Source organism: Rickettsia aeschlimannii (genome assembly GCF_047973405.1).
GTDB lineage: Bacteria > Pseudomonadota > Alphaproteobacteria > Rickettsiales > Rickettsiaceae > Rickettsia > Rickettsia rickettsii.
This window is the reverse complement of the sequence record NZ_JBFQGO010000001.1, coordinates 24,055-50,680: the sequence shown is the minus strand read 5'-3', so window position 1 is coordinate 50,680 and position 26,626 is coordinate 24,055. Positions and strand designations below refer to the sequence as shown.

The window sequence follows — 26,626 nt, the reverse complement described above, 5'->3', positions numbered from 1 at the left end:
TATTTTTTTAAAAATCAATTATAATTTTACTACTTTATTTTTACCAGTTGTTTTAGCTTCATACATAGCTTTGTCAGCACGTTCAATGAAAGATTCTATTGATTCTTCTTTTTTATATTTCGTAACTCCGATTGAAATAGTGTTTTTTAAAGGTTCAATTTGATCTTCAATGTAAAAATCCATATATTCTATTTTAACTCTAACTCTCTCCGCAGTTTCAATTGCTTTAGAAATATCTATATCCGTTAAGAGTATAGTAAATTCTTCACCGCCGAATCTTGCTATTAAGTCTGTTACTCTGAGAGTATTCTTCAAAATACGGGATACAATTGTTAAAACCTTATCGCCTGCTTGATGACCGTAAGTATCGTTTATATATTTAAAATTGTCGATATCGCACATAAGTAAATATAATTTAATACTTTCTTTATTAGCTTTCTCAATCATTTGTTTGAGATGTATATCGAAATAGCGACGATTAAATAAGCCGGTTAGACCATCTTTAGCTGCTAAATTGACACTTTGTTCAAGATCATTACGTAAATTATCTTGATATTGCTTACGTTTTAATTGTGTTCTAATTCTAGCAAGCAATTCGCTTTCCTCTATAGGATAAACGAAATAATCATTAATACCGAGTTCAATACCTTTCACAACCAAAGGCATACCGTCTTCATCAATTTGTAAAATTATTACCACGCCGCTTATTTCTGCTTTACCTCTTAAAATAACACTGATCCTCAAAGGATCGTCATTTTCGAGCGTACTACTGATAATTACTAAATCGGGGGTATATTCATTTATAATATCTAATTCATCGGAATTACTTATTACCTTTACGTTTTGGGTAATCTTAAGTAACATTTGTTTTATATTTTTAGCTTGTACCACATCATCATTAATTAGTAATATTTTTTTATCTGCAAAAGTGTCATGCATTTCGATATTTGTTACGCCTAATAATGCATTAGTGCTATTACGAAGCTTTAACTCATCAATTAAGCTTTTCATTCTAGATAGCGATTTAAGTCTTACAAATAGAGCAGTATCGTTAATCGGCTTTGTTAAAAACTCATCAGCTCCTGCCTCAAGACCTTTAACTCGATCATCAATATCGGAAAGTGCAGTTATCATTACAACCGGTATATGAGTAGTTTCCGGATCGGTTTTTATCGTTTTACATACCTCAAATCCATCTATTTCTGGCATCATAACATCAAGTAGTATAATATCAATTTTCCCCTTTTTAAGAGTTGCTAGTGCTTCTTTGCCGTTATTTGCAGTAAGAACTGTATAATACTCTTGTAAAAGTTTGGCTGTTAGTAACTTAATATTGAGTTCTATATCATCTACTACTAATATTGTGGTCATAAGATTAAATTCTTGTTTTTAAAGGAAATAATTTGTATATTTATACTTTAATTTTAAGTCTTAAATGTATGATATATGAAAATTTCAGCGAATTCAATTAGAACAGGTAACATATTAGTTTATAATAATGATTTATGGGTTGTAAGCAAAACACCGGAACATACTCAACCCGGGAAAGGTGGAGCTTATGTGCAAGTTGAGATGAAAAATTTAAAAACAGGGACAAAGCGTAGCGAAAGATTTAGTTCTTCCGATTATTTAGAAAAAGCCGAACTTGAACAAAAAGATTATCAATTTTTATATTTTGAAGGTGATGATTTGGTATTAATGGATACCAAACATTTTGATCAAATAAATATTCCCAAGGAAATGTTAGAAGAAAAATTATCTTTCTTAACTGAAAATATGATTGTTAAAGTCGAATTTTATAATGACAAGCCTTTAAATATTGAGCTTCCTCCAACTGTTATACTTGAAATTAGTGAAACTGATCCGGTAATAAAAGGAGCAACCGCTACCGTTTCTTATAAACCAGCAATTTTAGAAAACGGTATTAAAGTTAAGGTCCCGCAATATTTAGAAATAGGAGAAAAAATTGTTGTTAAAACTGATGATATGACATATGTCGAGCGAGTGAAGTAAGCTGTTTTATTGAACTATGGATGTCATCCCAGCGAAGGCATCGCCCGTGTGGATACCACCCCGTCATTGCGAGCAGCCGTAGACTACTGCGTGGCAATCTCTCGTCAAATATCCTGAGATTGCTTCGTCAAAACTTACAGTTTTGCCTCGCAATGACGACTTTCAGCATCCACTCAGGCAATGCTTTTAGCTAGGAATGGTATCGATTTTTTAAAGCCATACGACATAATTTCTAAAACTAATATCTTAAATTAAAAATAAAATGCAACCTATAACTAATTTATTAATTAATGCCCTGCGTAAAGCTGTTAAATTTTTGCATAGAGATTTTTTAGAACTCGAAATGCTACAAAAAAATTCTGTAAGAAATGAAGAATTTTGTAAGCGATCTTATTTAAAATTAAAAACTTTATTATGTGAAGAATTACAAAAACATACACAATATTTATTTTTTTCTGAGGATAAATTCGATTTAAATAATAATTATGAGAGTGTTTTTTTAATTAATCCTATAGATAGTCCCAATAATTTCGCCAGAAGCATACCTTTTTTTGCGATATCCGCAACTTATTTAAAAAGGAATCAAGAAGTTTTAACTCCTACTTCTACAGTAATATATTTTCCTGCTCTTAATGAAATTTATTATGCTGAAAAAGGTAAGGGAGCTTGGATAGAAAAAAATAATTTAAACTCTAATTATCAAGGATTAAGACTTAGAGTTTCCGATAATGCCGATTTAAAAAACTGTTTAGCAATTATTGAAGATGTAAATCATAATGATTTGGAGGAGATAGAGGTAGATAATATTAGATCTTTTGGTTCTCCTTGCTACGGGGCTACGCTTGTAGCATCAGGTAAAGCTGATTTAATATGTTTATCATTATTAAATTTTACATTATATTATGCATTTGGGCTTTTTATTAAGGAAGCCGGCGGGATAATTATAGATTCTAGCGATAAATTTCTATATTCAAATCGTTATATTGCTAAAAAACTTAAAAAATATTAGACAAGAAATTATTTTAGATTTGCATTTTTATTGTTATAATAATATTAATATAATTATTAATTCATAAAGTTATGGCACATTATAAAGAGTTTGAATTTGACTGCGATTTTGGTGGACAAAGAGCCAAGTTTAAGTTTTATATAGGTACGCCTCAAGAAGGGCATCATCCGCTACAATTTCAAGCAAAATGGTTATCTGACGAAAGAGGAGGTACTATTCCTGATGATGTTATGAAAGCAATATCAAAGCTAAATGATCTTGCCAAAAAAAACGGTGTCCCACTCCCGGATTTATGCGTATATGCTCTTGGTTTTGCGCAAGAAGCCCAAGCTACCCCTCAAGACAAAGATGAAGACGAGAGAGAACCAAGAGGATAAAGCAGAGTAGGCATAGTTAAAAATAATAAGGAGATTCATAGAGATTAAAATGAAACAATATAATGATTTATTTAAAATTATTCACCGCGAAGGATATATATTTATTGCTAGCTTTGCATTAGTAAGTTTTTTATTAGCATCATTTAATGAAAAACTTGGTTGTATTGGATGTATTGCTACTGCTTGGTGTATTTATTTTTTCCGTAATCCTGATCGCTTTGTGCCTATAAGTGATGATCTGGTAATAAGTCCTGCAGATGGAATAATTCAAGAAATTAAGGAAGCATTGCCACCCCCGGAATTAGGGTTTGGTGATGTGGAAATGATTAGAGTTAGTATTTTTCTAAATATTTTTAATGTCCATGTTAATAGAATCCCGGCAAACGGAAAAATTTTAGCACTTCATTATAATCCGGGGAAATTTTTTAATGCTTCACTCGATAAAGCTAGTATTTATAATGAGCGTCAATCAGTATTAATGGAAACTGCTCAAGGGCAGAAAATTGTTTTTGTTCAAATAGCCGGACTTATAGCAAGGCGTATAGTTTGTGATTTAGAAGAGGGGAATGAAGTTAAAACGGGCGAGCGATACGGTATAATTCGTTTCGGTAGCAGAGTAGATATTTATCTACCGTTGAAAACAGCTTTATTAGTGAGTAAAGGGCAGACTGCTATAGGCGGTGAAACTATCATTGCTGATTTTGGACGTAAAAAGACAACAGAATTTAAGTTTGAGAGGAAGTAGCCTCATAACTTTAAAACCGTCATTGCGAGCAGCCGTAGGCATGGCTTGTTTATGTCATTCCCGCGTAGACGGAAATCCAGTGAAACGTATAAAAAACAAGTTTTTTATCTGTTTATTTTATCAAATATATAATTTTGTGCCAATTAAGATTATTTTTTTCTGGATTCCTGTTTTCGCAGGAATGAGACATGGACAGCCCATGCAATCACACTGTTTTTTCCTTGCAATGACGTTATAAATACATTTTGAGTATAAAAATTGTTAAAAATTCGTAAATCTATAATAACTAAGCCTGTACCTCTAATAAAATTAATTCCCAACTTTATTACGTTGCTTGGCTTAGTAACCGGTATGAGTTCTATAAAATTTGCTTTGGATAGCAGATGGGAACTTGCAGTATATTGCATTATAGTAGCGGCAATTATTGACGGTATCGACGGTAGAATAGCAAGGATGCTAAATGCAGCTAGCCCATTTGGTGCAGAGCTTGATTCATTATGCGATTTTGCTAATTTCGGTATAGCTCCTGCCTATTTGATATATTTATGGTCTTTTCAACAATATGAGTATAAGGTATTTTCATCAGCGGTAATGTTATTATTTATAGTGTGTATGGCACTACGTTTAGCTCGCTTTAACGTTGGTATTTATCAACTGAAACAAGATAAAAAAACTGACTATTTTTTTACCGGTGTACCTGCGCCATGCGGTGCTTTACTTGCTTTAATGCCTGTAATGATAGATTTTGAAATCGGTACGTTATTAAATATCAATACCCGTACTCACACTATAACAATTAATATATATTTGGCTATTATAGCTTTTCTACTTGCTAGTAGGCTTCCTACAATCTCAACAAAAAATTTGAGTATTAAACCTGAATATTTATCGCTTGCAATGATTTTAGTTGCTATTGTTATTATAAATCTTATCATATATCCATGGTACTCACTGCCGTTAATTGCAGTTATATATATTCTTTCTATACCAATTTGTTATTTTTTAAAACATAGAGGGTATTGGTAAAGTTAATTATGTTGAGTGTATTACAACAAGCTATCAACAAATATAAACATCATCCATTTACTAAATATGTAATTATTATAGCCTTAATCATATTTATTTATTTGGGATATAGAATTTATGTTTGGGCAAATACACAATCCACGGATAATGCTTACATAGATGCAGATATTTCAAATGTTAGTGCTGAAGTTAGCGGTGTTTTAACAAAGTTATTTGTTACCGATAATACTAAAGTTAATAAAGGCGATCTGATAGGTGAAATTGACGATAGAGATTATAAGGCAAAGCTTGCAGCACTTGAAGCATCTATTGAAGCTTGCATAAAAAATATAGAAATTATAGAGCAAAAGATCTCAATAGGGCAGATTAGCCTAGAGCAAGCAGCTGAAAAATTAAAGCTTAATAAAATAAGCTTTGATATTGTTACAACAGATTTTATTAGAGTGCAGGAATTAAATAAGGCAAAATTTGCTAGCTCTAAAACGTTAGATGATTCTAAAAACGCATATCAAAAAGCCAAAACGGATTATAAACAAGCACAGTTAGATTTAGATATATCTAAGCAACGTTTACAGCTTCTTGAGCTTGAAAAAGCAGCAGAACAGGAAAAACTTAAAGAGCTAACAGAAAATAAAAAAGTAACCTTAAGGAGCTTACAAAATACTAAACTTATTGCTATGGTACCCGGTATATTTGGTAATAGTAGTTTAGAAGTCGGAAATTACATAGTACCGGGTAGGGTGTTGTTTTCTATAGTTCAAGATAATACTATGTATATTCAGGCTAATTTTAAAGAAACACAAATTCAGAAATTTAAGTCCGGCATGAAAGTCAAAATTGAATTTGATGCTTTGCCTAAAAAGGTAATTTATGGGAAGATTCGTAATATTGCTCCTGCTACCGGCTCTAAATTTAGCTTAATCCCACCAGATCATGCTACCGGTAATTTTACTAAAAGTGTACAACGTGTACCTGTTTTAATAGATTTTGAATCCCCAAATGCTAATCTAGTTCCCGGCATGTCAGCAATCGTATCCATTAGAACGGATCAAAGCACGTAATTTTTGTTAAAAAATAGCAATAATTATTCTATTAAAAGTACATATTCTAGTATTATTTACTGATTACTTAAAAAGCTATATAATATGAGTAATACCAAAAGTAATAATTAATATGCAAAGATATTTAGATCCCACTAATTGATAGTGTATTTAAAAAAATCTTTCGTAATTTAGAGGGGTTCAAGGAATTTATCAATGCAGTTCTTGAACTACCTGAGGGGCTTAGAATTAAAGCAATAGAATTTATATCTGTAGAGCAAGTACCTATGCTCGATAAAGGGAACAAAAAGCATATTTGAGATTTAAAGGTTAAAGATGAAGCCGGTAGCTGGTATATAATCGAGATGCAAAAAAGAAATGAAAGCGATTACTTAAAAAGGGTGCAATATTATTCTGCTCATTCTTACGTACAGCAACTTACACAAGGAATAAAGCATAAAGATTTATTACCGGTAATAGTTATTTCACTTATTAAGACTAAAATGTTTGATGATGAGGTACCTTGTATAAGTCTTCATAAAATGCTTGAAACTAAAACAAATAAGCAATATTTATTTGATTTTTCCTATGTATTTATTATAGAGCTTAAAAAATTTGATAAAGATAAGCTTGAAACTACTATAGATGAGTTGCTACATATTATTTAAGTGTGCAGAAACAGAAAACAGCCCATCTGCAAATATAAAAGAGCGAGAAAGTATTAGATGCATACAATATAATAGAAATGCATAACCTCACCGCCGAAGAATATAATACCTATATAAGAGCGAAATTAATGGAAGATGCCGAGGAAATAGCTTTAGAAGAAAAGTGTGAAAAAGGGAAAGCTGAAAGAAGCATAGAAATAGCAAAGAACTTGTTACTTAAAGATATAGATGTCAATATAATAACAGATTCAACAGGGCTAACTATAGAAGAAATAGAAGAGCTAAAAGCAAAAATAGAAAATTCTGAAACTAGTTGATTAATTATTTGCTCTTTAACTCTGCTAATTCTTTCTTGAGTTTTATTACTAAAGTTTGTAATTTTTCAAATTCTTCGCGAGTGATGTAATTACCTTTAAGTATTTTATCCTCAATTATGCCACAGCTTTTATCCGTTATACTATTTAAGGCTTTTTGTGCTACGCTGCTAGCTCCAACGGCTACTTTTAAAATATTATTTGTTTTCATAGTACCTCTATAGATAAAGCATGCAAGCCGCTATTAAATTCATCGGCAAGTAAGTTATTAATAGTGCGATGATTGGCAATTAGGCTTTTTCCCTGTAATGTTTCTGCAGAAATTCTTATTTTTATATGGCTGTGAATTCCGTTATAATGACTAGCATGTTTATAGCTTTCATCTATTATTTCTTGAAAATGTGGTTTTAACACATTTAATTTTTCTTGTATCCTTTCTATGCGGCTCATATTTTTGTTTCATTTACAGTAAAAATATCCTAATATTCTTAAGTATATAATTTTATTATACATATGGCAATGTCGGAATTAATAACGGATTATAAAGATTTACAAGATGCGATAGATAAATTGGAAAAAGGCGTATGTTTTGCTTGTAGATTAGTTAATTATGATGAAATAGAATTTATAGAGCAGGGTAAGCATTTTATAATTGAAGCTTTAGATCAAATCATTGAAGATGTAAGCAAAGAACTTAATATTTTTTCAAAGTTTAAGAAAATAAAGAAAGATAGAATATTATTTATCCTAAATACTACTGATTCTGACTTAATTAAAAATTTTGCTAGAAAATTATATTTATTTTTGCAGCTTTATATTAATGAACAGAAGCCGGCAATTTATATGAATTGTTATATTGCTAGTATTAAATTTCCAAAAGTAAGTAATAATGCTAAAGAAATTGAAAAAACATTAAATATGTTACTTTCACAAAATAATAATTATTATTACCGTGAATATAGCAGTACAGAACATGATTTGGAAAATATAAGAAAATCTAATCTTCAGCTTAACTTACTACGACAAGCCTTAGCAAAAAAGACTATGCGATTTGCTTATCAGCCTATAATAGATCGCAATACTATGAAGATTCATTATTATGAATGTCTGCTTCGTATACCTGATGAGAACGGTGTTTATATTTCCGTAGGTCCTATAATTCCTATTGCTGAAAATAAAGGATTAATTTTTATAATTGATCAAATTGTTTTAGAAATGACTGTTAATGAACTTGCCCGCAACCCAAACTTAATGTTAGCCGTTAATATTTCAAATATAGGAACAGGCGATGAAGCTTTATGGGAAATAGCAGAAAACTTATTAAAAGCTCATAATGTTCGGGATCGTTTAATTATTGAAATTACGGAAACTTCTTTCAATGAGAATTACGATAAAATAACTTTATTTATTAATAAACTACGTAAGTACGGATGTAAATTTGCATTAGACGATTTTGGTGCGGGTTTTACTTCTTTTAAACAACTTCAAAGCTTACCAATTGATATTATCAAAATTGACGGTAAATATGTGCGTAGTATTACAAGTGATGTACAAAGTAGCTATTTCGTGGAAAGATTAATTAAAATTTCAGAAGATTTAGGTATTGAAACGGTAGCTGAATTCGTAGAAAACGGAGAAATAGCTAAATTTTTAATTGATCTAAAAGTCGGTGGGCTACAAGGAAACTTCTATTCCGAAGCAAAATTTGATAGGGTGGATGAGGTTTAATGATTATCATACTGAACCGGTTTTGTTGTATAGCTCTTGAAAAAGACTCCGATGTCATACCGTGACTTGACCACAGTATCCATAAAAATAACTTTTAATATCAATGATTTTATTTAATATTTTAAACTGGATACCGCGATCAAGTCGCGGTATGACACAGTTAGTGTTTGACAATGTTACTTAAAACCTATATGCAGAACTCAATTTTAAATGATTAAACTTAGATGCTGTTACTTGAATTAAAAAAAACTAATCAAACCTTAGAAACTATACATTTTATAGGTATCGGCGGCGTTGGCATGAGCGGTATTGCTGAGATATTACATAATCTAGGTTATAAAGTACAAGGTTCCGATTTAGTAGAAAATTATAATACTAAAAGGCTTGAGTCATACGGCATTAAAATATTTTTAGGACACGCTGAGCAGAACATTACCAATGTGTCGTATGTTGTTATTTCATCCGCAATTAATCCAGAGAATCCTGAAATAAAAGAAGCTTTGGAGCGTAAAATTCCAATTATTAGACGTGCGGACATGCTTGCTGAACTTATGAGATTAAAATGTTCAGTAGCAGTTTCGGGATCGCACGGTAAAACCACTACTACTTCTTTAGTTGCTTGTTTATTTGAGGCAGCCGGTTTATGTCCTACGGTTATTAACGGTGGGATCATAAATAATAAATCGACTAATGCATATCTTGGTTCAAGTAATTATTTAATTGCGGAGGCCGATGAATCGGATGCAACGTTTATTCATATTCCATCAACTATTGCTATAATAACTAACATTGATCCTGAACATTTAGATTATTATAAAGATTTTGAAACATTAATTGGTGCTTTTAGAAGCTTTATTACTAATTTGCCGTTTTACGGTTTTGCCGTTTGTTGTATCGATCATAAAATAGTTCGTGAGTTAGTAGACGATATTACTGAAAGGAAGATTGTTACTTATGGCATCGATTCGGAAGATGCTCATATTATAGCGTTTAATATTAACACTGATATTGCCTCCTCTACTTTTGACGTAAAAATTAGTCTGCCAAATGTACTAGGTACAACAATTATTGAAAAAATTACTATTCCAACGCCCGGAAGACATAATATTTTAAATAGTCTTGCTGCAATTGCCGTTGGGATAGAATTAGATTTCGGTATTAAAGCTATTAAAAACGGTTTTAATAATTTTAAAGGAGTGAAGAGGAGATTTACTAAAGTAGCTGAATATAATAAGGCTTCAATTATCGATGATTACGCTCATCACCCTGAGGAAATCAAAGCAACGCTTGCGACGGCTAAAAATATAGCAAATAAACAAAACGGTAAAGTTATTGCTATTTTTCAGCCTCACAGATATTCAAGAATGCAGTATTTATTTGATGATTTTATGCTTTGCTTTGCTGATGCCGATATACTCTATATTACCGATATATATGCTGCAGGTGAAAACCCTATAGAAGGAATTACAGGACAAAGTTTAGTTGATAAGATTACTAAGAATAAACATCATGATAAAGCAAATTTTCTAGCAGAGCTAGATGATGCGGTTGGAGTTATTATAGATAATGCAGCTTCCGGTGATATGATAATTATGATGGGAGCAGGTAATATTTCAAGTTTTGCTAATGAATTAGATGGGAGATTGTCATCCCGTGGCTTCAGCTGTCATACCGTGGTTTGACCGGTCTTATTGCATGGCTCTTATGCATGCCCGCGAAAGCTGGAATCCAGTTTTTTAAATAAATTATATAAAAATTTAGTATATAATTTTCTTTGTTTTTATCATTTTTTTCTGGATTCCAGCTTTCGCGGGCATGACATCTGTTCGTATAACATAGGGTCAAGCGAACTAGGGGACAAAAGAGTGAAGATAATAGTAAAGCGAATAGCAGGACTAAATATGTTAATTTTACCGATAGTAAAAGGCGAGTATAAAAAAGATTATAATTTAAAACACTTAACATGGTTTAGAGTAGGAGGTAATGCTGAAATTTTCTTTAAACCTTTAGATAGAGAAGATTTAAAAAGTTTCTTAATACAAAATAAGCAAAAATTACCTATAAAGACTTTTGGAGCAGGCTCAAATATTATTATAAGAGATGGCGGCATAGAAGGGGTCGTTATAAAACTTGGTCAGAATTTTAGTAATATTGAGTTTATAGATAATCATTTAATAGTAGGTAGCAGCTGCCTTAATTATAATTTAGCAAAATTTTGTCAAGCAAATGCTATTTCCGGTTTTGAGTTTTTAGTAGGTATTCCAGGGACTATCGGCGGCGGTGTTGTTATGAATGCTGGTGCTTACGGCTCTGAATTTAAAGATATTATAATGCAGATTGAAGCGATTGACTTTGCAGGAAACTTTTTAACATTCACAAATAAAGAAATCGGTTTTAAATATCGCAGTAATAATTTACCAAAGAATTTAATTATTCTCAAAGCTGTTTTTAAAATAAATAAAGGCGATAGTGAAAATATATTATTACGGATGAATGAAATAAATAACGCAAGATCATCTACACAGCCTATTAAAGAGCGTACGGGTGGTAGTACTTTTTCAAATCCTGAAGGGCGTAAATCTTGGGAACTTATTGACAAAGTGGGACTTAGAGGCTATAGAATAGGTGGTGCTTCGATGTCAGAACTTCATTGTAATTTTATGATAAATAACGGTGATGCTACCGCTAAGGATTTAGAAGATTTAGGTGATTTCGTCCGGCAGAAAGTATTTGAAGATAGCGGGGTTAAGTTAGAGTGGGAGATTAAGAGAATCGGACGTCATTCCTAATTAAAAATGGCGTTGTTGCAGCTAGTTTTATGTCATTCCCGTGAAGGCGGGGGAATCCAGTAAAACATATAAAAAACAAGTTTTTTATATGTTTATTTTATAATATGGATTTAATAAGAAAGGAAAAAACATGCATAAATATCAAACACATTGGGTGGAACACTCTATAGTCAAAATATTAAGTAATACTGGTAAAAAGTATATAGCATTAATGGCTGGCGGTATGTCTGCTGAGCGTGAAGTATCGTTAGTGTCAAGCGAAGGAGTTAGTAAAGCTTTAATTGAATTAGGATATAGAGTTACCTTTATTGATATGGGGGCGGATATTGCAGTTAGATTACAAGAAATAAAACCTGATATCGTTTTTAATTGCCTGCACGGTACATACGGTGAAGACGGTTGTTTACCAGGATTACTTAATACAATGCGGATTCCTTATACTCATAGTGGCGTGTTATCTTCAGCTTTAGCATTCGATAAAATACATTCTAGGAGCTGGTTTTTAACGAATAATATTAATATGGCAGAAAGCATTGTTGTAAATAAAAGCGATAATATAAAAAATGATCCTATGAAACGACCGTATGTTATTAAGCCTCTTACGCAAGGCTCAAGTATTGGTGTTGAGGTGATATTTGCAGAAGATGATTTTAACTTTGCCGATTATGATTTTCCTTACGGTGATCAGGTAATAATAGAACAATATATAAAAGGGCGAGAATTGCAAGTAGCGGTATTAAACGGCAAAGCTCTTGGAGTTTTAGAGATTAAATTACTAAAGAATCGTTTCTATGATTATGAAACTAAATATACCGAAGGATTCGCTGATCATCTTTGTCCTGCTCCGCTACCTGCTAATTTATATGAGAAATTACTTATAGAATCAGAAAAAATTTATAAAATAATGAATTGTAAAGGTCCTGCTAGAGTAGAGTTTATTTTAGAAGAGCAGACAAACAAGTTATATGCTTTGGAGCTAAATACTCACCCAGGTATGACACCTTTATCAATAGTGCCGGAAATTGCAGCTTATGCAGGGATAAATTTTACTAACTTAATTGAAGAAATTATAAAGACGGCAAACTTTGAATCATGAGAAAAAAAACAAGCTCTAATAAAAAAAAACAAACAAAAAAAACTAATAATATCTCATTACGCCGAAAATTAGGACTAATTTACAAAAAAGCAATATTAGGGCTTAAGATTGTTTTAATTATCTTTGTATGTCTATTTGTTTTTACAAAATATTTTGCCGGCATAAAAACCTACTTAACAACAAATATATACCAAACAACAACAAAACTTGGGTTTAAACTTGAGAATGTTATCATTGAAGGACAGCAAAATGTCGATGAGCCTACAATATTAAAGGTTTTAAATGCGAATAAGGGCAGTCCTATTTTTGCTCTTAAATTAGACGAAATTAGAAATAATTTAAAGAAAAATAAATGGATCAAGGAAGTATATGTCAGTAGAAGATTACCAAATACGGTATATATAAAATTATTTGAAAGAGAACCTATTGCTATTTGGCAAATTAATAATCAGCTTTTCTTAGTTGATGAAGAAGGTTACGAAATTAGTAAAAATATTCAACCTTTTCCTCATTTATTACATGTTGTAGGGGAAGGGGCGAATATCTATGCAGGTACATTAGTATTAGAGCTACAGAAATATCCGGCATTAATGAATAAAACTTTAGCTGCTGTAAGACTCGGAGATAGAAGGTGGGATTTAAATCTTAAAGGTAATATAAGTATTAAGTTACCTGAAAAAGAGTTTGAAGAAGCATTAAAATATGTCGATGCACTAAATAAAGCTAACAAGCTGTTTAACCAAAATTATAAGGCTTTGGATTTAAGGGATAAGAATAAGTATTATATAGAGAAGTACTGAGAATCGTCATTGCGAAGAGAAACGTAGTTTCGACGTGGCACTCTTGTCAAGCATCCTGAGATTGCTTCGTCGCATTACTTTGTAATTCTTCGCGCAATGACGTTTTTGGAATAACAAGCATAAAAAATGAAAGAGAAAATATCAAATTTTGTTACACTTGATTTCGGTAGTAGTAAGATTGCCGTAATTGCTGCCTATATTAGTAAAAAAGGTGAAATTAAAGTAGTTAGCCAAAATTTGCATCATTCTAAAGGTATTAAATCAGGAGTTATATCAGATTTAAAAAATGCTGAAACTAGCATTGTTTCGGCAATTTACGCACTTGAAAAAGATTGCGGTAAAAATATAAAAAAAATTATATTATCGTTATCAGGTGCCGACACTAAATCTTATTATATTAATTATACCATTAAAGTTAACGGGCAAACCGTAACGCAGCAGGATATTAAAAAGTTACTACAAAAAGCATTACTTGAATTTAAAGTTAAAAACCAAGAAATTATTCATTATTTTCCTCTTGAATTTACCCTTGATAATAATTCAGTCGAGAATCCTATAGGTATGTACGGTAGAGAACTTAGTTGTGAATTACATATTATTGCTGCTAGTTCAAATATGTTATCAAATATTGTACAATGCTTCGCTAAATGTCATGTTGAAGTCACAAATATTACTCTAGCAATTTATGCTTCTGCTATTAGCTGTCTTACGAATGATGAAAAAAATCTAGGTTCGCTTATCATTGACATGGGGGATAAAACTACCTCTTTCGGCATTTTTTTTGCCGGTAAATTAATATATACGGGGCATGTAAATATAGGTAGTTTTCATATTAGCTCGGATATTGCTAAAGTCTTTGGTATTGATCTTGTTATGGCAGAGAAATTAAAAATTTTATACGGTAATGCAATGATACCTTTATTTGAGAAAGATAGTATTATAAATATGGAGGATTTTCAGGTTGATACTCATCATACTTTAAATACTTTCGTAACAATTTATAAATTGGCTGAGGTAATAAGAGCAAGAGCCGAAGAAATATTATCAATGGTAAAAGCCGAATATGATAAAGCAACAAAAGGGCAGGTTGAAGTTTTTAGAGTTGTAATTACCGGCGGCGGGTCTCAGCTTAGAGGACTTAAAGAGCTTTCAAATAAAATTTTTGAAAAACAGAGTAGAATCGGTAAACCGGAGATTATTGCCGGTTTTATAGAAGACTATAATCCGGCCATGTATTCAGCAACTATAGGAATGCTAAAAATTCATGCTCTAAAACAGCAAAAAGAATTTGCTCATATTAGACTTGATGTAAATAGTAGCTTCTTTAAAAAAGCTTTTGATTGGTTTAAAGAGAATGTTTAGAGAGGCTGCCCGCCGTTGGACCGGAAAATACATTTAGTGTCATTCCCGCTTCCGTGGGAATGACATAAAATGACCCACGCAACAATACCTAATTGCAATGAGGACTTGTATTTACGCGGGCAATGTCATTTAGAAATATTTTGCTAAGAATTATTATTAGGTTTTTCTCTAGAACAAATTAGTACATTCCCTTTAACTTCGATAATAAAAAGTCGGTCGCCTGTTTTTGCATCGATTTCATTTGGAACAAGGTAAGCATTCATAATAGTACCGGACCATCTTACTTGTCCTATAGTATCAGAAGAAACTGTAGAACTATAAACCTCTACCGTTTTGCCTATCATATCCGAGTAACTTTTTGTTTTATCAGTTTTATTATAAACATATTTTTTAAGAGGATAATATAATATGCAAAACCAAATAAGCGATAATATACCAAAAAATGTTATTTGATTTATTAAGCTAATTAGAGGGTAGTTATATACCACAAGAGTGTTTGATAACGCTCCAAGCCCAAAGAATAAGAATCCAATACTTGGAACTGCAAAGAATTCAACAACTATGCAAATTATGCCGATTATTAACCATATTTCGGTGAGATAATTATTTATCATGAACATAAGTTTTTAAAAATAATATTACGTCAGCTATGTCTTGTGGTTTTGAGATACCGACAAAGGACATTTTAGTTCCTGGTGCATAGCTACTTGGTTTATGTAAGAAAGCAAATAAACTATTATCATCCCATACGCCGCCAAGTTTTGATAGAGCAGGGGAATATTTATAGTCTGCTATGCTTGCTTTTGGTCTGCCTGCTACATCCCAAAGATGCGGCCCTAGTTTATTTGGACCGTCTTTATCAAGAGAATGACACATTAAACATTTCTTGGCTATTTCACGACCGTTATCGGCGTTAGCAGTCTTCATTAATTCTGGTATATTTACCGGTGCTTGCCCTAGTGCAGTAGTATTTTGATTTTCTGATGATTCTTGAACCGCAACGCTGTAGCCGCGATGTTGTAACTCTAGAGTGGGCTTGTATAATATATTTGCAATAAATCCAACCATCATAGCAATTAAACTAGCAAATAAGATAGCTGCAACAATTTTATTTAATTCTTTTCCAGACATTTGTTTTGTTTTTTTATTAGAATTTATACTATAATTTAAGTTGTAAGAGAAGTTAATTAAATAAAAGAAAAATTTATAAAAATATTTGTTCTTTGGAGAGAAAAATAAATGTCTGATTCAAAAAAATCAAGGGTTAGAAAAATATTTAATAAGTTAAAATCTTATTGGACTAGTTTTAGACAAAGTAAAATCGGTAAAATATTATTTAGCAATAGTTTAAGTTATGCAGTTTCTATAGCTTCTATAGCAATTGCAGTTTCTGGACTTTTTACTCCTATATCACCAATAATTATAGCTGTAGGTGTTGTTTCAGGAGTTAGCGTAGGAATTCAAGCTGTAAATGAGACTTTGAAAGTGCATGATTTGCGTAAACTTCATAAAGAGAATAATTTATTAGTACATAACAGAAATGCTAAAAGTCAGCAAGATTATATATTATCATTAGAACCGAGCTTAAAAGATATTTTGAAAAATGAATTATATACGCCGCAAACGGCAGGTAAGGATGCTACTCAAGATAAGTATGATTTAAATGTGAGTAAATTGAAAAGTACAGGACGAATATTTGGAAATAATTTAGGTGGAGCCGCAAATTTGGCCGCCTCTATTATTAAAGGTGTTAGCGGTAATGTACTTGATATATTAAAAGCTACGGGTTACGGTGTAGTTACGACCGCATCATTAATTATCGACGGTCTTACTGAAAAGGAAAAAATAGAAATAAAAGCAATATTTAAATTAAATATAAATGAAGAATATAAAAAACAAGATACTCCTATATATGAAAATTTAGAACAATTAGAGAATTATACTAAGAATCAAGTATTGCAAACATTAGCTTTAAAAAAATTAATAACGGATAAGAATTATTGGAGTATGAATAAAGACCAAAAAATACAAAAATTTCGAGAAATAAGAGGCAGTTTTAATTCTGAAATAAAAAGAAACGGTTTAGAAGAATTTTTTAGAGAAAATAAAATAACAATGGATAATAGAAAAGAGAGCTATGTTAAAGATATTAAAAATGTAATGAATCCATTTTATGAAAATCCTAGTAAAGCCGAAGGGTATAGTCCTTTAACTAAAGCTATGGATAAAAATAAAGTTAATAATGCTGAAATAAAAAGGACAAAGAGTGAAAATTTAAAAAGGATGCAAAAAAGAAAGCGAAATTTAACAATATGAAATGATTATTATAACTCACTGCTAGTTACAAATTTGTAAGAGGTAGTATCGCTAAATATTCTATGCAATAGTTCGTTATTAAGAGCATGGCTGGTTTTGTAGCCTTTAATTGCACTTACAATGCTAGTGCCGCTGGTATATAAATCACCGAATAAATCTAATAGTTTATGGCGAACAAATTCATCTTCATAACGTAAGCCGTTTGGGTTTAAGATTTTATCCTGCTCATCTATTCCTATAGCATTCTCAAATGAGGCACCTTGGGCAAGCCCTTTGCTTTTCAAATAATCAACATCTCTTATAAAGCCAAAAGTTCTAGCATCTGCAATATTTTTAGTAAAAGATTCTTGATTCCTAAAACTTAGATTTTGTCTACCTATAGCTTTACTACTAAAATCAATGGTTAAATCTACAATCATGTGATCGGAAGGGGTACAATATAATTCACAATCTTTATGAACTACTTTTATATCTTTTAGAATTTTTAGATATTTTTTAGGAGCATTTTGTAATTTTTTTCCTGCACACTCAATCATAAACACAAAAGGTTTACTACTGCCGTCCATAATTGGTACTTCAGGACCGTCAATTTTAATAATTGCATTATCAATGCTGCATCCCCAAAGTGCTGCCATTAAATGTTCAATTGTTGAAATTTGAACTTTATGATCATTACTGATAGTGGTAGATAACAAGGTATCGGAAACATTGAAATAGCTAGCTTCAATATAATTATTTTCAGAAGATATATCGGTTCTAATGAATATAATTCCGGTATTTTCTTTAGCGGGTTCTATAGTTAACTGGGTACGTTTTCCTGAGTGAACCCCGATCCCGTAACAACTAACCGGTTTTAATAATGTACTTTGCTGCATTTTAGGCATTGTAAAAATATATTTAAATATTAATATTTAATGCTAAATTATACAAGTTATATTATGTTACAGAATATTACACATATACTCGATGCACTTCAAAAATTGGCGGCGTCATCCTACAAGAGTTGCGATACTCACGTATTAAGTATACGCGCTGCTCCTCACCTTGTGGATTCCTTGCTCTTTTTGAAGTTGATCTTCGTCTATGTTAGTATAAGACTTCTTGCATAACTTGCTAATAAGGAGAAATTTGAAGGAGACACGGAACGCAGAACCACAGCGTACACGCAAGTAACGTGAGGATTCGAGTACCGGATCGACGTACAAATTACCCTTAGAAGCAAGTTATACAAGAAGTCTTATTAAAATCTATATAATGTATACTTAATAAAATACCAAAAATGATAAGCTACAAAACTACCGACTACGGCAAAAACGGAAAATAAGAAATCACTGCCGTTAATAGTGCCGTAAGGTACATGAGATGATAAAGCTCCGGCATATATACCGATGCTGCACATTGAAAAATACGAAAATAAAGCTGTTCTAAGTTCGTAATCCCTAAATTTATCAATTAGTATTAAAATATTGCAAATATAAATGGATCCTAAACAACTACCGATTAGTATTATATATAATATATTAAGGTTTTTATTAGTTCCATGAAGAGGTAGTAAAATAAAGCAGACGAGCAGAATTATAGTTAATGATAAATTAGCCAAATATTTATTTACTTTGCTTAATATATAGCATATAGGAATTATAGAAAAACATATTGCTAGAAAAATATATTTTAGTATAAGGCTTAAATTAATTAATGCTAATTCTTTTTTTAATGCAAAAGCTTCATAATACCATAATATATCCAAGGTGACATAAGCAACTACGAAGCCTGTCAATAATTGTAATTCGACATTTTTTATTAAGGATGAAAATTTGGAATTTAAATTTAATTTATGAGGTGTAGGATTATAATGCAGAAATTCGGTTAGTATATTGATACAATATAACAATGCACAAATTACTATAGTATTATTTGTCGGTTTTATAAATGGATTTAATAAATCTACCATTAAGTTTCCACCCGCCCATAACAACATTATACAAGCTAAAAAAAAATATTTCTTTTCTTTGCTGCTCTCAATAATGTTTAATGTTATAGAAGTGAAATATGAAAATGTTCCAAAATTAATTACAATAAAATTAATTTTAATTAGAGTATAATTATTTAATAAAATTAGGTTTATTGTACAAATAATTAATAAAGATAAGCTAATTAAAATAATTTTTTGATTACTTAACTTATTAATTAACTGTGTTAAGGTAAAGCCTGCGATTATCGAACCTATAAATTTAGTTTGATTTATATGATTTATTTGTTCTCCGCCTAGATTTTTATTTATCAGTAAAAAGATTTTAAAATTATAAAAATTTATAGCATTGATACAGGAAAAAATAAATATTCCCAAAAGTGAGAAAAAAATAGTTTTATAATCGTTTTTTAAAGTCATAAATTAAGTGTTTGCTAAACATAAATACATGGTATATAACTCATAATTATAATGATTAAGATTATTATCTTAAAAATTAAAGAGATTCGTAATTCCATTATTTAAGTATATATGGATAGTTATTAGATTAACAGCTTTTAATCAAGTATGGTAGCCTTATTTATAATTTGTATATAATTATTGTTGAATTTTAAAAAAATTAATGAATTAATATGAAAATATTTTAATGTAAGAAAAATAATAATATATTTTTTAGTATTTTAAAGAGGTGTTATTTGAAGTTTATCTAGAATTTCATTTTTGCTCTTTACTCATAGATAAATTATCTATTTAAATAAATTAATACAAGATAAACAATGATTTTTCTTAAGATACAAGCATTATATTAATTATTTGTTCTTCAAGTTAGTGAGCAAGATAAATGAATAAAAAGATTATAATTGATGCTAATTTTCCAAGCGAAACAAGAGTAGTTTTATTAGGACAAAGCAACAATATAGAAGATATTGAATTTCAAACAACCGTAAGACAACAAAATAAAGGTAACATTTATTTAGCAAAAGTTACAAGAATAGAACCGTCGCTACAGGCTGTTTTTATAGAGTACGGAATGGATAAAAGCGGTTTTTTACCGTTTAGTGAAATCCATCCTAACTATTACAATTTGCCTACCTTGGAGAGAAATTTTCCGGTTAATGCTTTTCCTGAAATAGCTCTTGCAAATATTACGGTTGAGGATGATAAAGAGAAGCCGGCTGTTATATATGATTCTTTGGTTGATAGTGAAGAAATTGACCTAAAAACCATAGAAGATTTAGTAGAGAGTAAATTCCAGTCAGAACTTAATTTAGAAGCGGCTGATGATATTGAAATTATTCAAAGCGGTACCCCCCCTGAGTCAAATATTCCGCAATATAAACAATATAAAGTTCAAGAAGTAATAAGAAAAAACCAAATATTATTAGCGCAGGTTACTAAGGAAGAACGAGGCAATAAGTGCGCCGCCTTCACTACTTATATATCCTTGGCTGGTAAATATTGTGTTTTAATGCCTAATAAAGGCTCGCAAAACGGTATATCGCGTAAAATATCAAACGGGGAAGAAAGGAAAAGACTGAAAGATATTTTAAATAAAATAGTAAACGGTGACAAAAATGCTTATAGCGTCATTGTTAGAACCGCAGGTATAGGAAGTAGCACCTTAGATTTGAAGAAAGACTATAATTATTTAGCAAGGTTATGGAATAAAATTCGTAAAAGTACTATTAAATTTCCGGCTCCGTGTTTTATTCATGAGGAAGATAGTATAATACGTAAAACCATACGTGATATGTGCGATCACAATGTTAAAGAGGTGGTAATTCAAGGACAAGAGGGTTATGAAGACGCTTCAAAATTTATGCAGGATTTATTACCTTCAGAGCTTGTAAAGCTGAAAGAGCATAAAAGTAAAACTCCTATATTTACTAAGTTTCAAGTAGAAGAGCAATTAGTTAAATTATATCAGCCTGTAGTGACGTTACCTTCAGGAGGATATATCGTTATTAATCCTACGGAAGCTCTTATTTCAATTGATGTAAATTCCGGTAAATCAACTTCTGAACAAAATATTGAAGAAACGGCACTAAAAACTAATTTAGAAGCAGCCAAAGAAGTAGCCAGGCAAGTAAAGCTTAGAGATCTATCAGGTTTGATAGTTGTTGATTTTATAGACATGAGCGAAGCTAAGAATCGTAAAATTATTGAACGATCCTTTAAAGAGTTTTTAAGTCGTGATCGTGCTCGTATACAAACCGGTAATATTAGTCAGTTTGGACTACTTGAATTCTCAAGGCAGAGATTACGTTCTTCTTTCTTAGAAACTAATTCGGCAATTTGTTCTCATTGTAACGGTAAAGGAGTCATTAGAGCGAGTGACGCTAATGCTATGTTAATTTTACGTACTATAGAGAATGAAATTTTTGAAGAAAGAATTGATGTAATAAATGTTTTTACCAACATCATTTCAGTTATTTATCTACTTAATAATAAACGTGCTGAGATAAAATTTATTGAAGAAAAATATGATATAAAGCTTAATTTTTATTCCGATCCTAATGCTACATCAGATAGTTATTCGATTGAAAAAGTGAAGCTGTTGAAGAAAAATAACAATAATGTTAATTCTGTTAAGCCGGTAATTCAGAATCATAGTGCCGATTATACTGAAGAAGAGCTGAAAAAAGAACAGTTACGCAAAAATAAACATAAATGGAAAACAGCTAATAATAGTAATAATATTACTAATGAAGTAAAAGATAAGAGTTTAGAGGCAAAAGAATTGGTAGAGCAAACCGTAAGCGTTGTGGAAGGGGTGAAAGTTGTAGAAAGTAATGCCAGCTTAGAAGAAGCACAAGTTGCTCCAAAAAAGACAAAACGTAGATATCGTAATAAAACATCAAATAAGAAACGTCCTTCTAATACCATCGAAGATACGGAAAAGAATGCAGAGTCTTGATTTGAGGGCTATAAATATGTCATTCCTGCGAAAGCAGGAATCCAGTAATCTTTAATGTCACCCCGTGGCTTGACCACGGTGGTTATAAAAAAAATACTAATATTATTAGTATTTTTAGCTGGATCACGCGATCAAGTTGTGGGATGATAAATGATAAAATGATAAACCTATCCACGCAACAAGGCCTACGCGGGGATGACATAGCAATGCCGTAATGACGAGATAAAAAACATAGACTTAAAATAAAAGTGCAGAAAAGTTTAATTACAAAATGGTTGTGTATAAGTTGTATAATGGTCATAGCGACGATTGTTATAGGGGGGATAACAAGGCTTACCGGTTCTGGTTTATCTATAGTTGAGTGGCGTCCGGTAACCGGTATTTTGCTGCCTTTTAGTTTTGAAACCTGGCAAGCGGAATTTGCTAAATATAAAGCTTTTCCTGAATATAACTCCGTTAATTACGGAATTACTTTATCACAGTTTAAGTTTATTTATCTGTTAGAGTTTATACATCGATTACTCGGTAGAATTACAGCTTTAATATATATTGTACCTTTAATATATTTTTATTTTAAAGATGTTATAAAAAATCATGACATGCTACCTTATATAATTGCTTTGTTGTTATTTTGCGTACAAGGCTTTATGGGGTGGTATATGGTTAAAAGCGGCTTGTTGAATAGTCCGTATGTTAGTCATTTTCGACTTGCTTTTCATTTAATTATCGCCGTAATTATTTATCACATACTTTTTTATCAACTAATAAAAAATCGTTGTGATATTTTGTTAATCCCGTCACAAACAGATTTAAAATTACCATTAATATTTTCCGGTATTGCTATTACTGTAGTATATGTGCAAATTTTTTTAGGTGCTTTAGTTGCAGGGCTTGATGCAGGGCTGATATATAATAGTTTCCCGCTGATGGATGATAGCTTTATCCCGATGGAGATAAAAGATAATTTCTTTGATCTTAAAAATTGGTATGATCCGGTTTTTATACAATTCATACATCGTTTAGGCGGCTATAGCGTATTTTTGGTTGTTGTAGTTTTGATAATCTGCTTGTTAAAAATAGAACATCTAAAATTAAATAAGATAGCATATTTTCTAATGATTGCATTATTGATGCAGGTATCTACCGGAATAATTACTCTTTTATACTCTGTACCTATAATAATTGCCTCTATACATCAGCTTTTTGCTATAATCCTTTTATCTGTAATAATTTGGTGCTATTTTTTAATAAAAAGTTCCTAATTTATTAAAAATATGATCATCGATGTCAATACTCCTATTTCTTCTAGATTAGATAAATATTTAAAACGTCTATATCCCTTATTGACTCAAGGAGCAATAGAGAAAGCATTACGTCAAAAACAAATTACCGTTAATTCTCAGAAAGCAGAAGCGAGTTTAAGAGTAAAAGGCGGCGATAAAATTTTTATTAACGATAAGTTTAATTTACCTGTTAAGCAACCTGAAAAATTAGTTTTTACCGACGCTGAAATTAAGCTAGCGAAGAAAATTACTAACGATTATTTGATATATGCAGATGATAATTTAGTAGCTATAAATAAACCTGCAGGTCTTGCTACTCAAGGCGGCAGTAAAATAAATTTATCTATTGACTCTGCATTAAAATATTTGAATTATAAAGGTGCTGATTTTAAGCTAGTACATAGATTAGATAAAGAAACAAGTGGTTTGCTCTTAATAGCCAAAAATTATTTAAGTAGTATAAAACTTCATGATGCTTTTAAAGAAAAATTGGTTGTAAAAACATATTTTGCCGTAACCTATGGGAAGCCAATTAAAAATGTAGGCGAAGTTAGAAGTAATATAGAAAAGAGTAAAGGAAGTACACCTAAAATTACTGATATTGATAGTGAAAATGGTAAACTTGCCATTACTTATTATAAAGCACTTAAATCACTTGATAATAACTTATTTTTAATTAAATTTACGCCGGTTACAGGTAGAATGCATCAATTAAGGTTGCATGCTAAATTATTAGGTTGTCCGATACTTGGAGATGATAAATATGGTAATAAAGAAATAATGCCGTATAGTAAATATATGTTCTTGCATGCTAATAATATATGTTTATCTGAAAAAATTTTTGGTAAAGAGATTAAGTTAGAAGCAAAATTACCATTTTATTTTACTAGACGTCTTACATAACGCAGCTAATAGGGAGAAATTTGAAGGAGACACGGAACGCAGAACCACAGCGTAGACTTGACATGAGGATTCGAGTACCGGATCGACGTACAAATTACCTTTAGAAGCAAGTTATGTAAGACGTCTATTGATAAGTTTATGGAGTGTTGAAGTTATGATTCGTAGATATTTTTTGTTGCTGCTTTTTTCTATTACTAATTGTATTGATTGTTTTGCAGATATACAGCAAAGAATCAATGAAGCAGAAAAAGAATATATAAGTAATAGATTTTTAAATGCCGTTTTTATGTTTGCCGATGATTATAAACCTTTATTAACCGGTGCTAAAGGAATTTTTGCTTTAAACGGTGAGCAATTAAAAGCAAATGAAATGATGCCTATTGCTTCTGCTACAAAGTCTTTTACAGCAGCGGGAATCTTAAAATTACAAGAACAGGCATTATTAAATATTAACGATAAAATTTATAAATATCTTGATCCGGAAATGTGGGGTGGAAAAGTGCCGGATTGGGCATATAAAATATCTATCCATAATTTATTAACGCATAGTAGCGGTATTGCTGAATATTTTAGTTTTGTTAAACTTGATTTAAATATGCCTAAGAAAGAGATTCACAAGAAAATATTACAATTTGTTTCTTCTAAGCCTTTAGAAATATCTATAGGGAAAAAATTTAAATATAGTAATACTAATTTTGTTATACTCGGTATGATTATAGAAAAGGTGGCTAAAAAAGATTTAGCTAACTTTTTTTATGATGAATTTTTTAAACCGCTTAATATGAAATCTACTAGTTTTGCTTCATATAGTGAAGCCGCTAGAATCCAAAAAAACGTTATTAGTTCTAATTATCCGGTAAGATATTTTTTAACGCCTAATAATAGTAATAAACCTATATTTACTCCCGTAACTGCTGATTTTTTAGCAGTTCCTTGTGCTGACGGTGGTATAATATCAACACCGGCTGATCTTATTAGATGGTATAGGGCATTAAATGAGGAGAAAATTCTTTCTAAGAAGTCGTATAAACTTATGACTACTAAATATTTTTTAGCAAAAGATATAGAAGGGCGTAAGTCTTATATAGGTTACGGTATTTTTCTTACTGATCTTGATTCTAAGCGTTTAATGATTCATTATACGGGAAAAGCCCTTGGAATACAAAGTGAAGCAGGATATGTTTTGCCTGATAATCTTTATTTTGCTATACTCAGTAATACTATGATAAAAATTCCTGAAGAAGAAAAAGATAAAATTGACATGAAAAATCCTTTAAATCAACTTGGAATAATTTATTTTAGAGATGCAATAATAGGGGCAGCTATAAAAAATTAAATAGACTTGTTGTATAACCTATCTTATAAAGAGGAATTTGAAAGAAACATGGAACGCAGCACCGCAGCGTACGCTTAGTACGTGAGGATGTACCAGATTGACATACAAATTACCTTTAGAAGGAGGTTATACAATAAGTCTAATGAAGATAGTTACTTGGAATATTAATTCATTGCGTTTACGGATCGATTTATTAAGAAAATTAGCATATGAACATCAGCCGGATATTATTTTACTTCAAGAAACAAAGGTAGCTGACTCATTATTTCCTCTTGAAGTTATTAAAAATATAGGCTATGAACATGTAATATATTCAGGGCAGAAATCATATAACGGTGTTGCTATTATTTCAAAATTTCCTTTGAATAATGTTTTTTCATTGGAGTTATATAATAGTGATAAAAGGCATATAGCAGCTATAGTTAATGATATAGAAATACATAATTTTTATGTTCCTGCCGGTGGTGATATACCTGATATCGAGGTAAATACAAAATTTAAGCATAAGCTCGAATATGTAAGGTTAATGCAGGAATGGTTAACTACTAACCGTACTAAAAACGATAAAATGATTATTGTCGGGGACTTGAACATTGCTCCGCATGAACATGATGTATGGTCTAGTAAGCAGTTGCGAAATGTTATCAGTCATACCGATATTGAACGCTCGTTATTGGTAGAGCTACAAAATGCGTTAGGTTTTATTGATAGTAGCAGACATTTCGTATCGCTTGACGAAAAATTTTATACTTGGTGGAGTTATAGAAATATAGATTGGAAAAAATCGAACAGAGGTAGAAGGCTTGATCATATTTGGGTTAGCGATAATTTAAAAGATGCATTATTTTCTATGCATTTACTACCAGAAGCGCGTGATTGGTCTCCACCTTCGGATCATGTACCATATTTTGTGACTTTTAATTTATAGGTGTCAC

25 protein-coding genes and 4 pseudogenes are annotated in these 26,626 nt (G+C 31.1%); 22 read left to right on the top strand and 7 right to left on the bottom strand.

The window, feature by feature from the left end; genetic code table 11:
* Positions 1-18: 18 nt before the first annotated feature.
* Entirely contained in the window at positions 19-1,371 is a 1,353-nt protein-coding gene (locus AB4K15_RS00325) for a PleD family two-component system response regulator (protein ID WP_032073973.1), read from the bottom strand.
* 75 nt (positions 1,372-1,446) lie between these two features.
* Between AB4K15_RS00325 and efp the strand changes: the two genes are divergently transcribed.
* The 8 genes and pseudogenes from efp (at position 1,447) to AB4K15_RS00285 (ending at position 7,195) form a co-directional block, all read left to right on the top strand.
* Positions 1,447-2,013, top strand: a complete 567-nt coding sequence (efp, locus tag AB4K15_RS00320; protein ID WP_032073974.1) for an elongation factor P — start codon at positions 1,447-1,449, stop codon at positions 2,011-2,013.
* A gap of 262 nt (positions 2,014-2,275) precedes the next feature.
* Positions 2,276-3,022 (top strand): inositol monophosphatase family protein, encoded by a 747-nt coding sequence (locus tag AB4K15_RS00315; RefSeq protein WP_032073975.1) that lies wholly within the window; start codon positions 2,276-2,278, stop codon positions 3,020-3,022.
* Between the two features lie 71 nt (positions 3,023-3,093).
* Positions 3,094-3,409, top strand: a pseudogene (locus AB4K15_RS00310) (DUF2610 domain-containing protein).
* A gap of 39 nt (positions 3,410-3,448) precedes the next feature.
* Complete coding sequence (locus AB4K15_RS00305) at positions 3,449-4,144, top strand: phosphatidylserine decarboxylase (protein ID WP_032073976.1); 696 nt, start codon at positions 3,449-3,451, stop codon at positions 4,142-4,144.
* 258 nt (positions 4,145-4,402) lie between these two features.
* Positions 4,403-5,170: a CDP-alcohol phosphatidyltransferase family protein gene (locus AB4K15_RS00300; protein WP_032073977.1), complete on the top strand. Its 768-nt coding sequence runs from the start codon at positions 4,403-4,405 to the stop codon at positions 5,168-5,170.
* An 8-nt stretch (positions 5,171-5,178) separates the two neighbouring features.
* Positions 5,179-6,231 (top strand): HlyD family secretion protein, encoded by a 1,053-nt coding sequence (locus AB4K15_RS00295; protein ID WP_500224889.1) that lies wholly within the window; start codon positions 5,179-5,181, stop codon positions 6,229-6,231.
* Positions 6,232-6,575: 344 nt separating this feature from the next.
* Positions 6,576-6,878: a PD-(D/E)XK nuclease family transposase gene (locus AB4K15_RS00290; protein ID WP_048751042.1), complete on the top strand. Its 303-nt coding sequence runs from the start codon at positions 6,576-6,578 to the stop codon at positions 6,876-6,878.
* Between the two features lie 77 nt (positions 6,879-6,955).
* Positions 6,956-7,195 (top strand): hypothetical protein, encoded by a 240-nt coding sequence (locus tag AB4K15_RS00285; RefSeq protein ID WP_032073979.1) that lies wholly within the window; start codon positions 6,956-6,958, stop codon positions 7,193-7,195.
* A gap of 4 nt (positions 7,196-7,199) precedes the next feature.
* Here the strand turns inward: AB4K15_RS00285 and AB4K15_RS00280 are convergent, their stop codons facing one another.
* Positions 7,200-7,403, bottom strand: coding sequence for a hypothetical protein (locus tag AB4K15_RS00280; protein ID WP_032073980.1), 204 nt, complete (start codon positions 7,401-7,403; stop codon positions 7,200-7,202).
* Positions 7,400-7,642, bottom strand: a complete 243-nt coding sequence (locus tag AB4K15_RS00275) for a BolA family protein (protein WP_032073981.1) — start codon at positions 7,640-7,642, stop codon at positions 7,400-7,402. Before AB4K15_RS00275 ends, AB4K15_RS00280 begins: the two co-directional genes overlap by 4 nt.
* A gap of 54 nt (positions 7,643-7,696) precedes the next feature.
* Between AB4K15_RS00275 and AB4K15_RS00270 the strand changes: the two genes are divergently transcribed.
* From AB4K15_RS00270 to ftsA, 6 genes are all read left to right on the top strand, one after another.
* Entirely contained in the window at positions 7,697-8,920 is a 1,224-nt protein-coding gene (locus tag AB4K15_RS00270) for an EAL domain-containing protein (RefSeq protein WP_032073982.1), read from the top strand.
* Between the two features lie 224 nt (positions 8,921-9,144).
* A complete protein-coding gene (gene murC, locus AB4K15_RS00265) occupies positions 9,145-10,602 on the top strand; it encodes a UDP-N-acetylmuramate--L-alanine ligase (RefSeq protein WP_032073983.1) in 1,458 nt (485 codons plus the stop codon).
* A gap of 219 nt (positions 10,603-10,821) precedes the next feature.
* A complete protein-coding gene (gene murB, locus AB4K15_RS00260) occupies positions 10,822-11,709 on the top strand; it encodes a UDP-N-acetylmuramate dehydrogenase (protein WP_032073984.1) in 888 nt (295 codons plus the stop codon).
* A 130-nt stretch (positions 11,710-11,839) separates the two neighbouring features.
* Positions 11,840-12,805 carry a D-alanine--D-alanine ligase gene (locus AB4K15_RS00255; protein ID WP_032073985.1) on the top strand — a complete coding sequence of 322 codons (966 nt, stop codon included), beginning with the start codon at positions 11,840-11,842 and terminating at the stop codon, positions 12,803-12,805.
* The gene (locus AB4K15_RS00250; RefSeq protein WP_500224828.1) at positions 12,802-13,605 is read left to right on the top strand and encodes a cell division protein FtsQ/DivIB; all 804 of its coding nucleotides are present in this window, start codon (positions 12,802-12,804) and stop codon (positions 13,603-13,605) included. Before AB4K15_RS00255 ends, AB4K15_RS00250 begins: the two co-directional genes overlap by 4 nt.
* 126 nt (positions 13,606-13,731) lie before the next feature.
* Positions 13,732-14,967, top strand: coding sequence for a cell division protein FtsA (ftsA, locus tag AB4K15_RS00245; RefSeq protein ID WP_032073987.1), 1,236 nt, complete (start codon positions 13,732-13,734; stop codon positions 14,965-14,967).
* A gap of 143 nt (positions 14,968-15,110) precedes the next feature.
* Here ftsA and AB4K15_RS00240 read toward each other — a convergent pair whose 3' ends face one another.
* Both AB4K15_RS00240 and AB4K15_RS00235 read right to left on the bottom strand, forming a co-directional pair.
* Positions 15,111-15,587: an NfeD family protein gene (locus AB4K15_RS00240; protein ID WP_032073988.1), complete on the bottom strand. Its 477-nt coding sequence runs from the start codon at positions 15,585-15,587 to the stop codon at positions 15,111-15,113.
* Positions 15,571-16,098, bottom strand: a complete 528-nt coding sequence (locus AB4K15_RS00235; protein ID WP_032073989.1) for a c-type cytochrome — start codon at positions 16,096-16,098, stop codon at positions 15,571-15,573. Before AB4K15_RS00235 ends, AB4K15_RS00240 begins: the two co-directional genes overlap by 17 nt.
* A gap of 108 nt (positions 16,099-16,206) precedes the next feature.
* On the opposite strand from AB4K15_RS00235, the gene AB4K15_RS00230 reads away from it, so the two are divergent.
* Positions 16,207-17,283: a hypothetical protein gene (locus AB4K15_RS00230; RefSeq protein WP_032073990.1), complete on the top strand. Its 1,077-nt coding sequence runs from the start codon at positions 16,207-16,209 to the stop codon at positions 17,281-17,283.
* Between the two features lie 8 nt (positions 17,284-17,291).
* Here AB4K15_RS00230 and lpxC read toward each other — a convergent pair whose 3' ends face one another.
* Complete coding sequence (gene lpxC, locus AB4K15_RS00225) at positions 17,292-18,158, bottom strand: UDP-3-O-acyl-N-acetylglucosamine deacetylase (protein WP_032074029.1); 867 nt, start codon at positions 18,156-18,158, stop codon at positions 17,292-17,294.
* A gap of 226 nt (positions 18,159-18,384) precedes the next feature.
* On the opposite strand from lpxC, the pseudogene AB4K15_RS00220 reads away from it, so the two are divergent.
* A pseudogene (locus AB4K15_RS00220) lies at positions 18,385-18,528 on the top strand (palindromic element RPE1 domain-containing protein); the annotation flags it as partial.
* Here the strand turns inward: AB4K15_RS00220 and AB4K15_RS00215 are convergent.
* Complete coding sequence (locus AB4K15_RS00215; protein WP_032073991.1) at positions 18,524-19,672, bottom strand: MFS transporter; 1,149 nt, start codon at positions 19,670-19,672, stop codon at positions 18,524-18,526. The pseudogene AB4K15_RS00220 and the gene AB4K15_RS00215 overlap by 5 nt on opposite strands.
* Before the next feature lie 421 nt (positions 19,673-20,093).
* Here AB4K15_RS00215 and AB4K15_RS00210 point away from each other — a divergent pair, with 421 nt between their 5' ends.
* The 6 genes and pseudogenes from AB4K15_RS00210 to xth all read left to right on the top strand — a co-directional run bounded on the left by AB4K15_RS00210 (position 20,094) and on the right by xth (position 26,619).
* Complete coding sequence (locus AB4K15_RS00210) at positions 20,094-22,169, top strand: Rne/Rng family ribonuclease (protein ID WP_032073992.1); 2,076 nt, start codon at positions 20,094-20,096, stop codon at positions 22,167-22,169.
* Positions 22,170-22,417: 248 nt separating this feature from the next.
* The gene (locus AB4K15_RS00205) at positions 22,418-23,431 is read left to right on the top strand and encodes a COX15/CtaA family protein (RefSeq protein ID WP_032073993.1); all 1,014 of its coding nucleotides are present in this window, start codon (positions 22,418-22,420) and stop codon (positions 23,429-23,431) included.
* A 12-nt stretch (positions 23,432-23,443) separates the two neighbouring features.
* Positions 23,444-24,355, top strand: coding sequence for an RluA family pseudouridine synthase (locus AB4K15_RS00200; protein ID WP_032073994.1), 912 nt, complete (start codon positions 23,444-23,446; stop codon positions 24,353-24,355).
* Positions 24,348-24,485: pseudogene (locus AB4K15_RS00195) on the top strand (palindromic element RPE1 domain-containing protein); the annotation flags it as partial. The gene AB4K15_RS00200 and the pseudogene AB4K15_RS00195, both read left to right, overlap by 8 nt.
* Positions 24,468-25,691 (top strand): annotated as a pseudogene (locus tag AB4K15_RS00190) (serine hydrolase domain-containing protein); the annotation flags it as partial. The pseudogenes AB4K15_RS00195 and AB4K15_RS00190, both read left to right, overlap by 18 nt.
* A 142-nt stretch (positions 25,692-25,833) precedes the next feature.
* Complete coding sequence (gene xth / locus AB4K15_RS00185) at positions 25,834-26,619, top strand: exodeoxyribonuclease III (protein WP_032074030.1); 786 nt, start codon at positions 25,834-25,836, stop codon at positions 26,617-26,619.
* Positions 26,620-26,626: the final 7 nt, after the last annotated feature.

What these genes read in the sequence shown, in the direction of transcription:
- AB4K15_RS00325 (WP_032073973.1), bottom strand. Translation starts at nt 1,371, where the DNA reads ATGACCACAATATTAGTAGTAGATGATATAGAACTCAATATTAAGTTA.
- efp (WP_032073974.1), top strand. Translation starts at nt 1,447, where the DNA reads ATGAAAATTTCAGCGAATTCAATTAGAACAGGTAACATATTAGTTTAT.
- AB4K15_RS00315 (WP_032073975.1), top strand. Translation starts at nt 2,276, where the DNA reads ATGCAACCTATAACTAATTTATTAATTAATGCCCTGCGTAAAGCTGTT.
- AB4K15_RS00305 (WP_032073976.1), top strand. Translation starts at nt 3,449, where the DNA reads ATGAAACAATATAATGATTTATTTAAAATTATTCACCGCGAAGGATAT.
- AB4K15_RS00295 (WP_500224889.1), top strand. Translation starts at nt 5,179, where the DNA reads ATGTTGAGTGTATTACAACAAGCTATCAACAAATATAAACATCATCCA.
- AB4K15_RS00290 (WP_048751042.1), top strand. Translation starts at nt 6,576, where the DNA reads ATGCAAAAAAGAAATGAAAGCGATTACTTAAAAAGGGTGCAATATTAT.
- AB4K15_RS00285 (WP_032073979.1), top strand. Translation starts at nt 6,956, where the DNA reads ATGCATAACCTCACCGCCGAAGAATATAATACCTATATAAGAGCGAAA.
- AB4K15_RS00280 (WP_032073980.1), bottom strand. Translation starts at nt 7,403, where the DNA reads ATGAAAACAAATAATATTTTAAAAGTAGCCGTTGGAGCTAGCAGCGTA.
- AB4K15_RS00275 (WP_032073981.1), bottom strand. Translation starts at nt 7,642, where the DNA reads ATGAGCCGCATAGAAAGGATACAAGAAAAATTAAATGTGTTAAAACCA.
- murC (WP_032073983.1), top strand. Translation starts at nt 9,145, where the DNA reads ATGCTGTTACTTGAATTAAAAAAAACTAATCAAACCTTAGAAACTATA.
- murB (WP_032073984.1), top strand. Translation starts at nt 10,822, where the DNA reads ATGTTAATTTTACCGATAGTAAAAGGCGAGTATAAAAAAGATTATAAT.
- AB4K15_RS00255 (WP_032073985.1), top strand. Translation starts at nt 11,840, where the DNA reads ATGCATAAATATCAAACACATTGGGTGGAACACTCTATAGTCAAAATA.
- AB4K15_RS00250 (WP_500224828.1), top strand. Translation starts at nt 12,802, where the DNA reads ATGAGAAAAAAAACAAGCTCTAATAAAAAAAAACAAACAAAAAAAACT.
- ftsA (WP_032073987.1), top strand. Translation starts at nt 13,732, where the DNA reads ATGAAAGAGAAAATATCAAATTTTGTTACACTTGATTTCGGTAGTAGT.
- AB4K15_RS00240 (WP_032073988.1), bottom strand. Translation starts at nt 15,587, where the DNA reads ATGTTCATGATAAATAATTATCTCACCGAAATATGGTTAATAATCGGC.
- AB4K15_RS00235 (WP_032073989.1), bottom strand. Translation starts at nt 16,098, where the DNA reads ATGTCTGGAAAAGAATTAAATAAAATTGTTGCAGCTATCTTATTTGCT.
- AB4K15_RS00230 (WP_032073990.1), top strand. Translation starts at nt 16,207, where the DNA reads ATGTCTGATTCAAAAAAATCAAGGGTTAGAAAAATATTTAATAAGTTA.
- lpxC (WP_032074029.1), bottom strand. Translation starts at nt 18,158, where the DNA reads ATGCAGCAAAGTACATTATTAAAACCGGTTAGTTGTTACGGGATCGGG.
- AB4K15_RS00215 (WP_032073991.1), bottom strand. Translation starts at nt 19,672, where the DNA reads ATGACTTTAAAAAACGATTATAAAACTATTTTTTTCTCACTTTTGGGA.
- AB4K15_RS00210 (WP_032073992.1), top strand. Translation starts at nt 20,094, where the DNA reads ATGAATAAAAAGATTATAATTGATGCTAATTTTCCAAGCGAAACAAGA.
- AB4K15_RS00200 (WP_032073994.1), top strand. Translation starts at nt 23,444, where the DNA reads ATGATCATCGATGTCAATACTCCTATTTCTTCTAGATTAGATAAATAT.
- xth (WP_032074030.1), top strand. Translation starts at nt 25,834, where the DNA reads ATGAAGATAGTTACTTGGAATATTAATTCATTGCGTTTACGGATCGAT.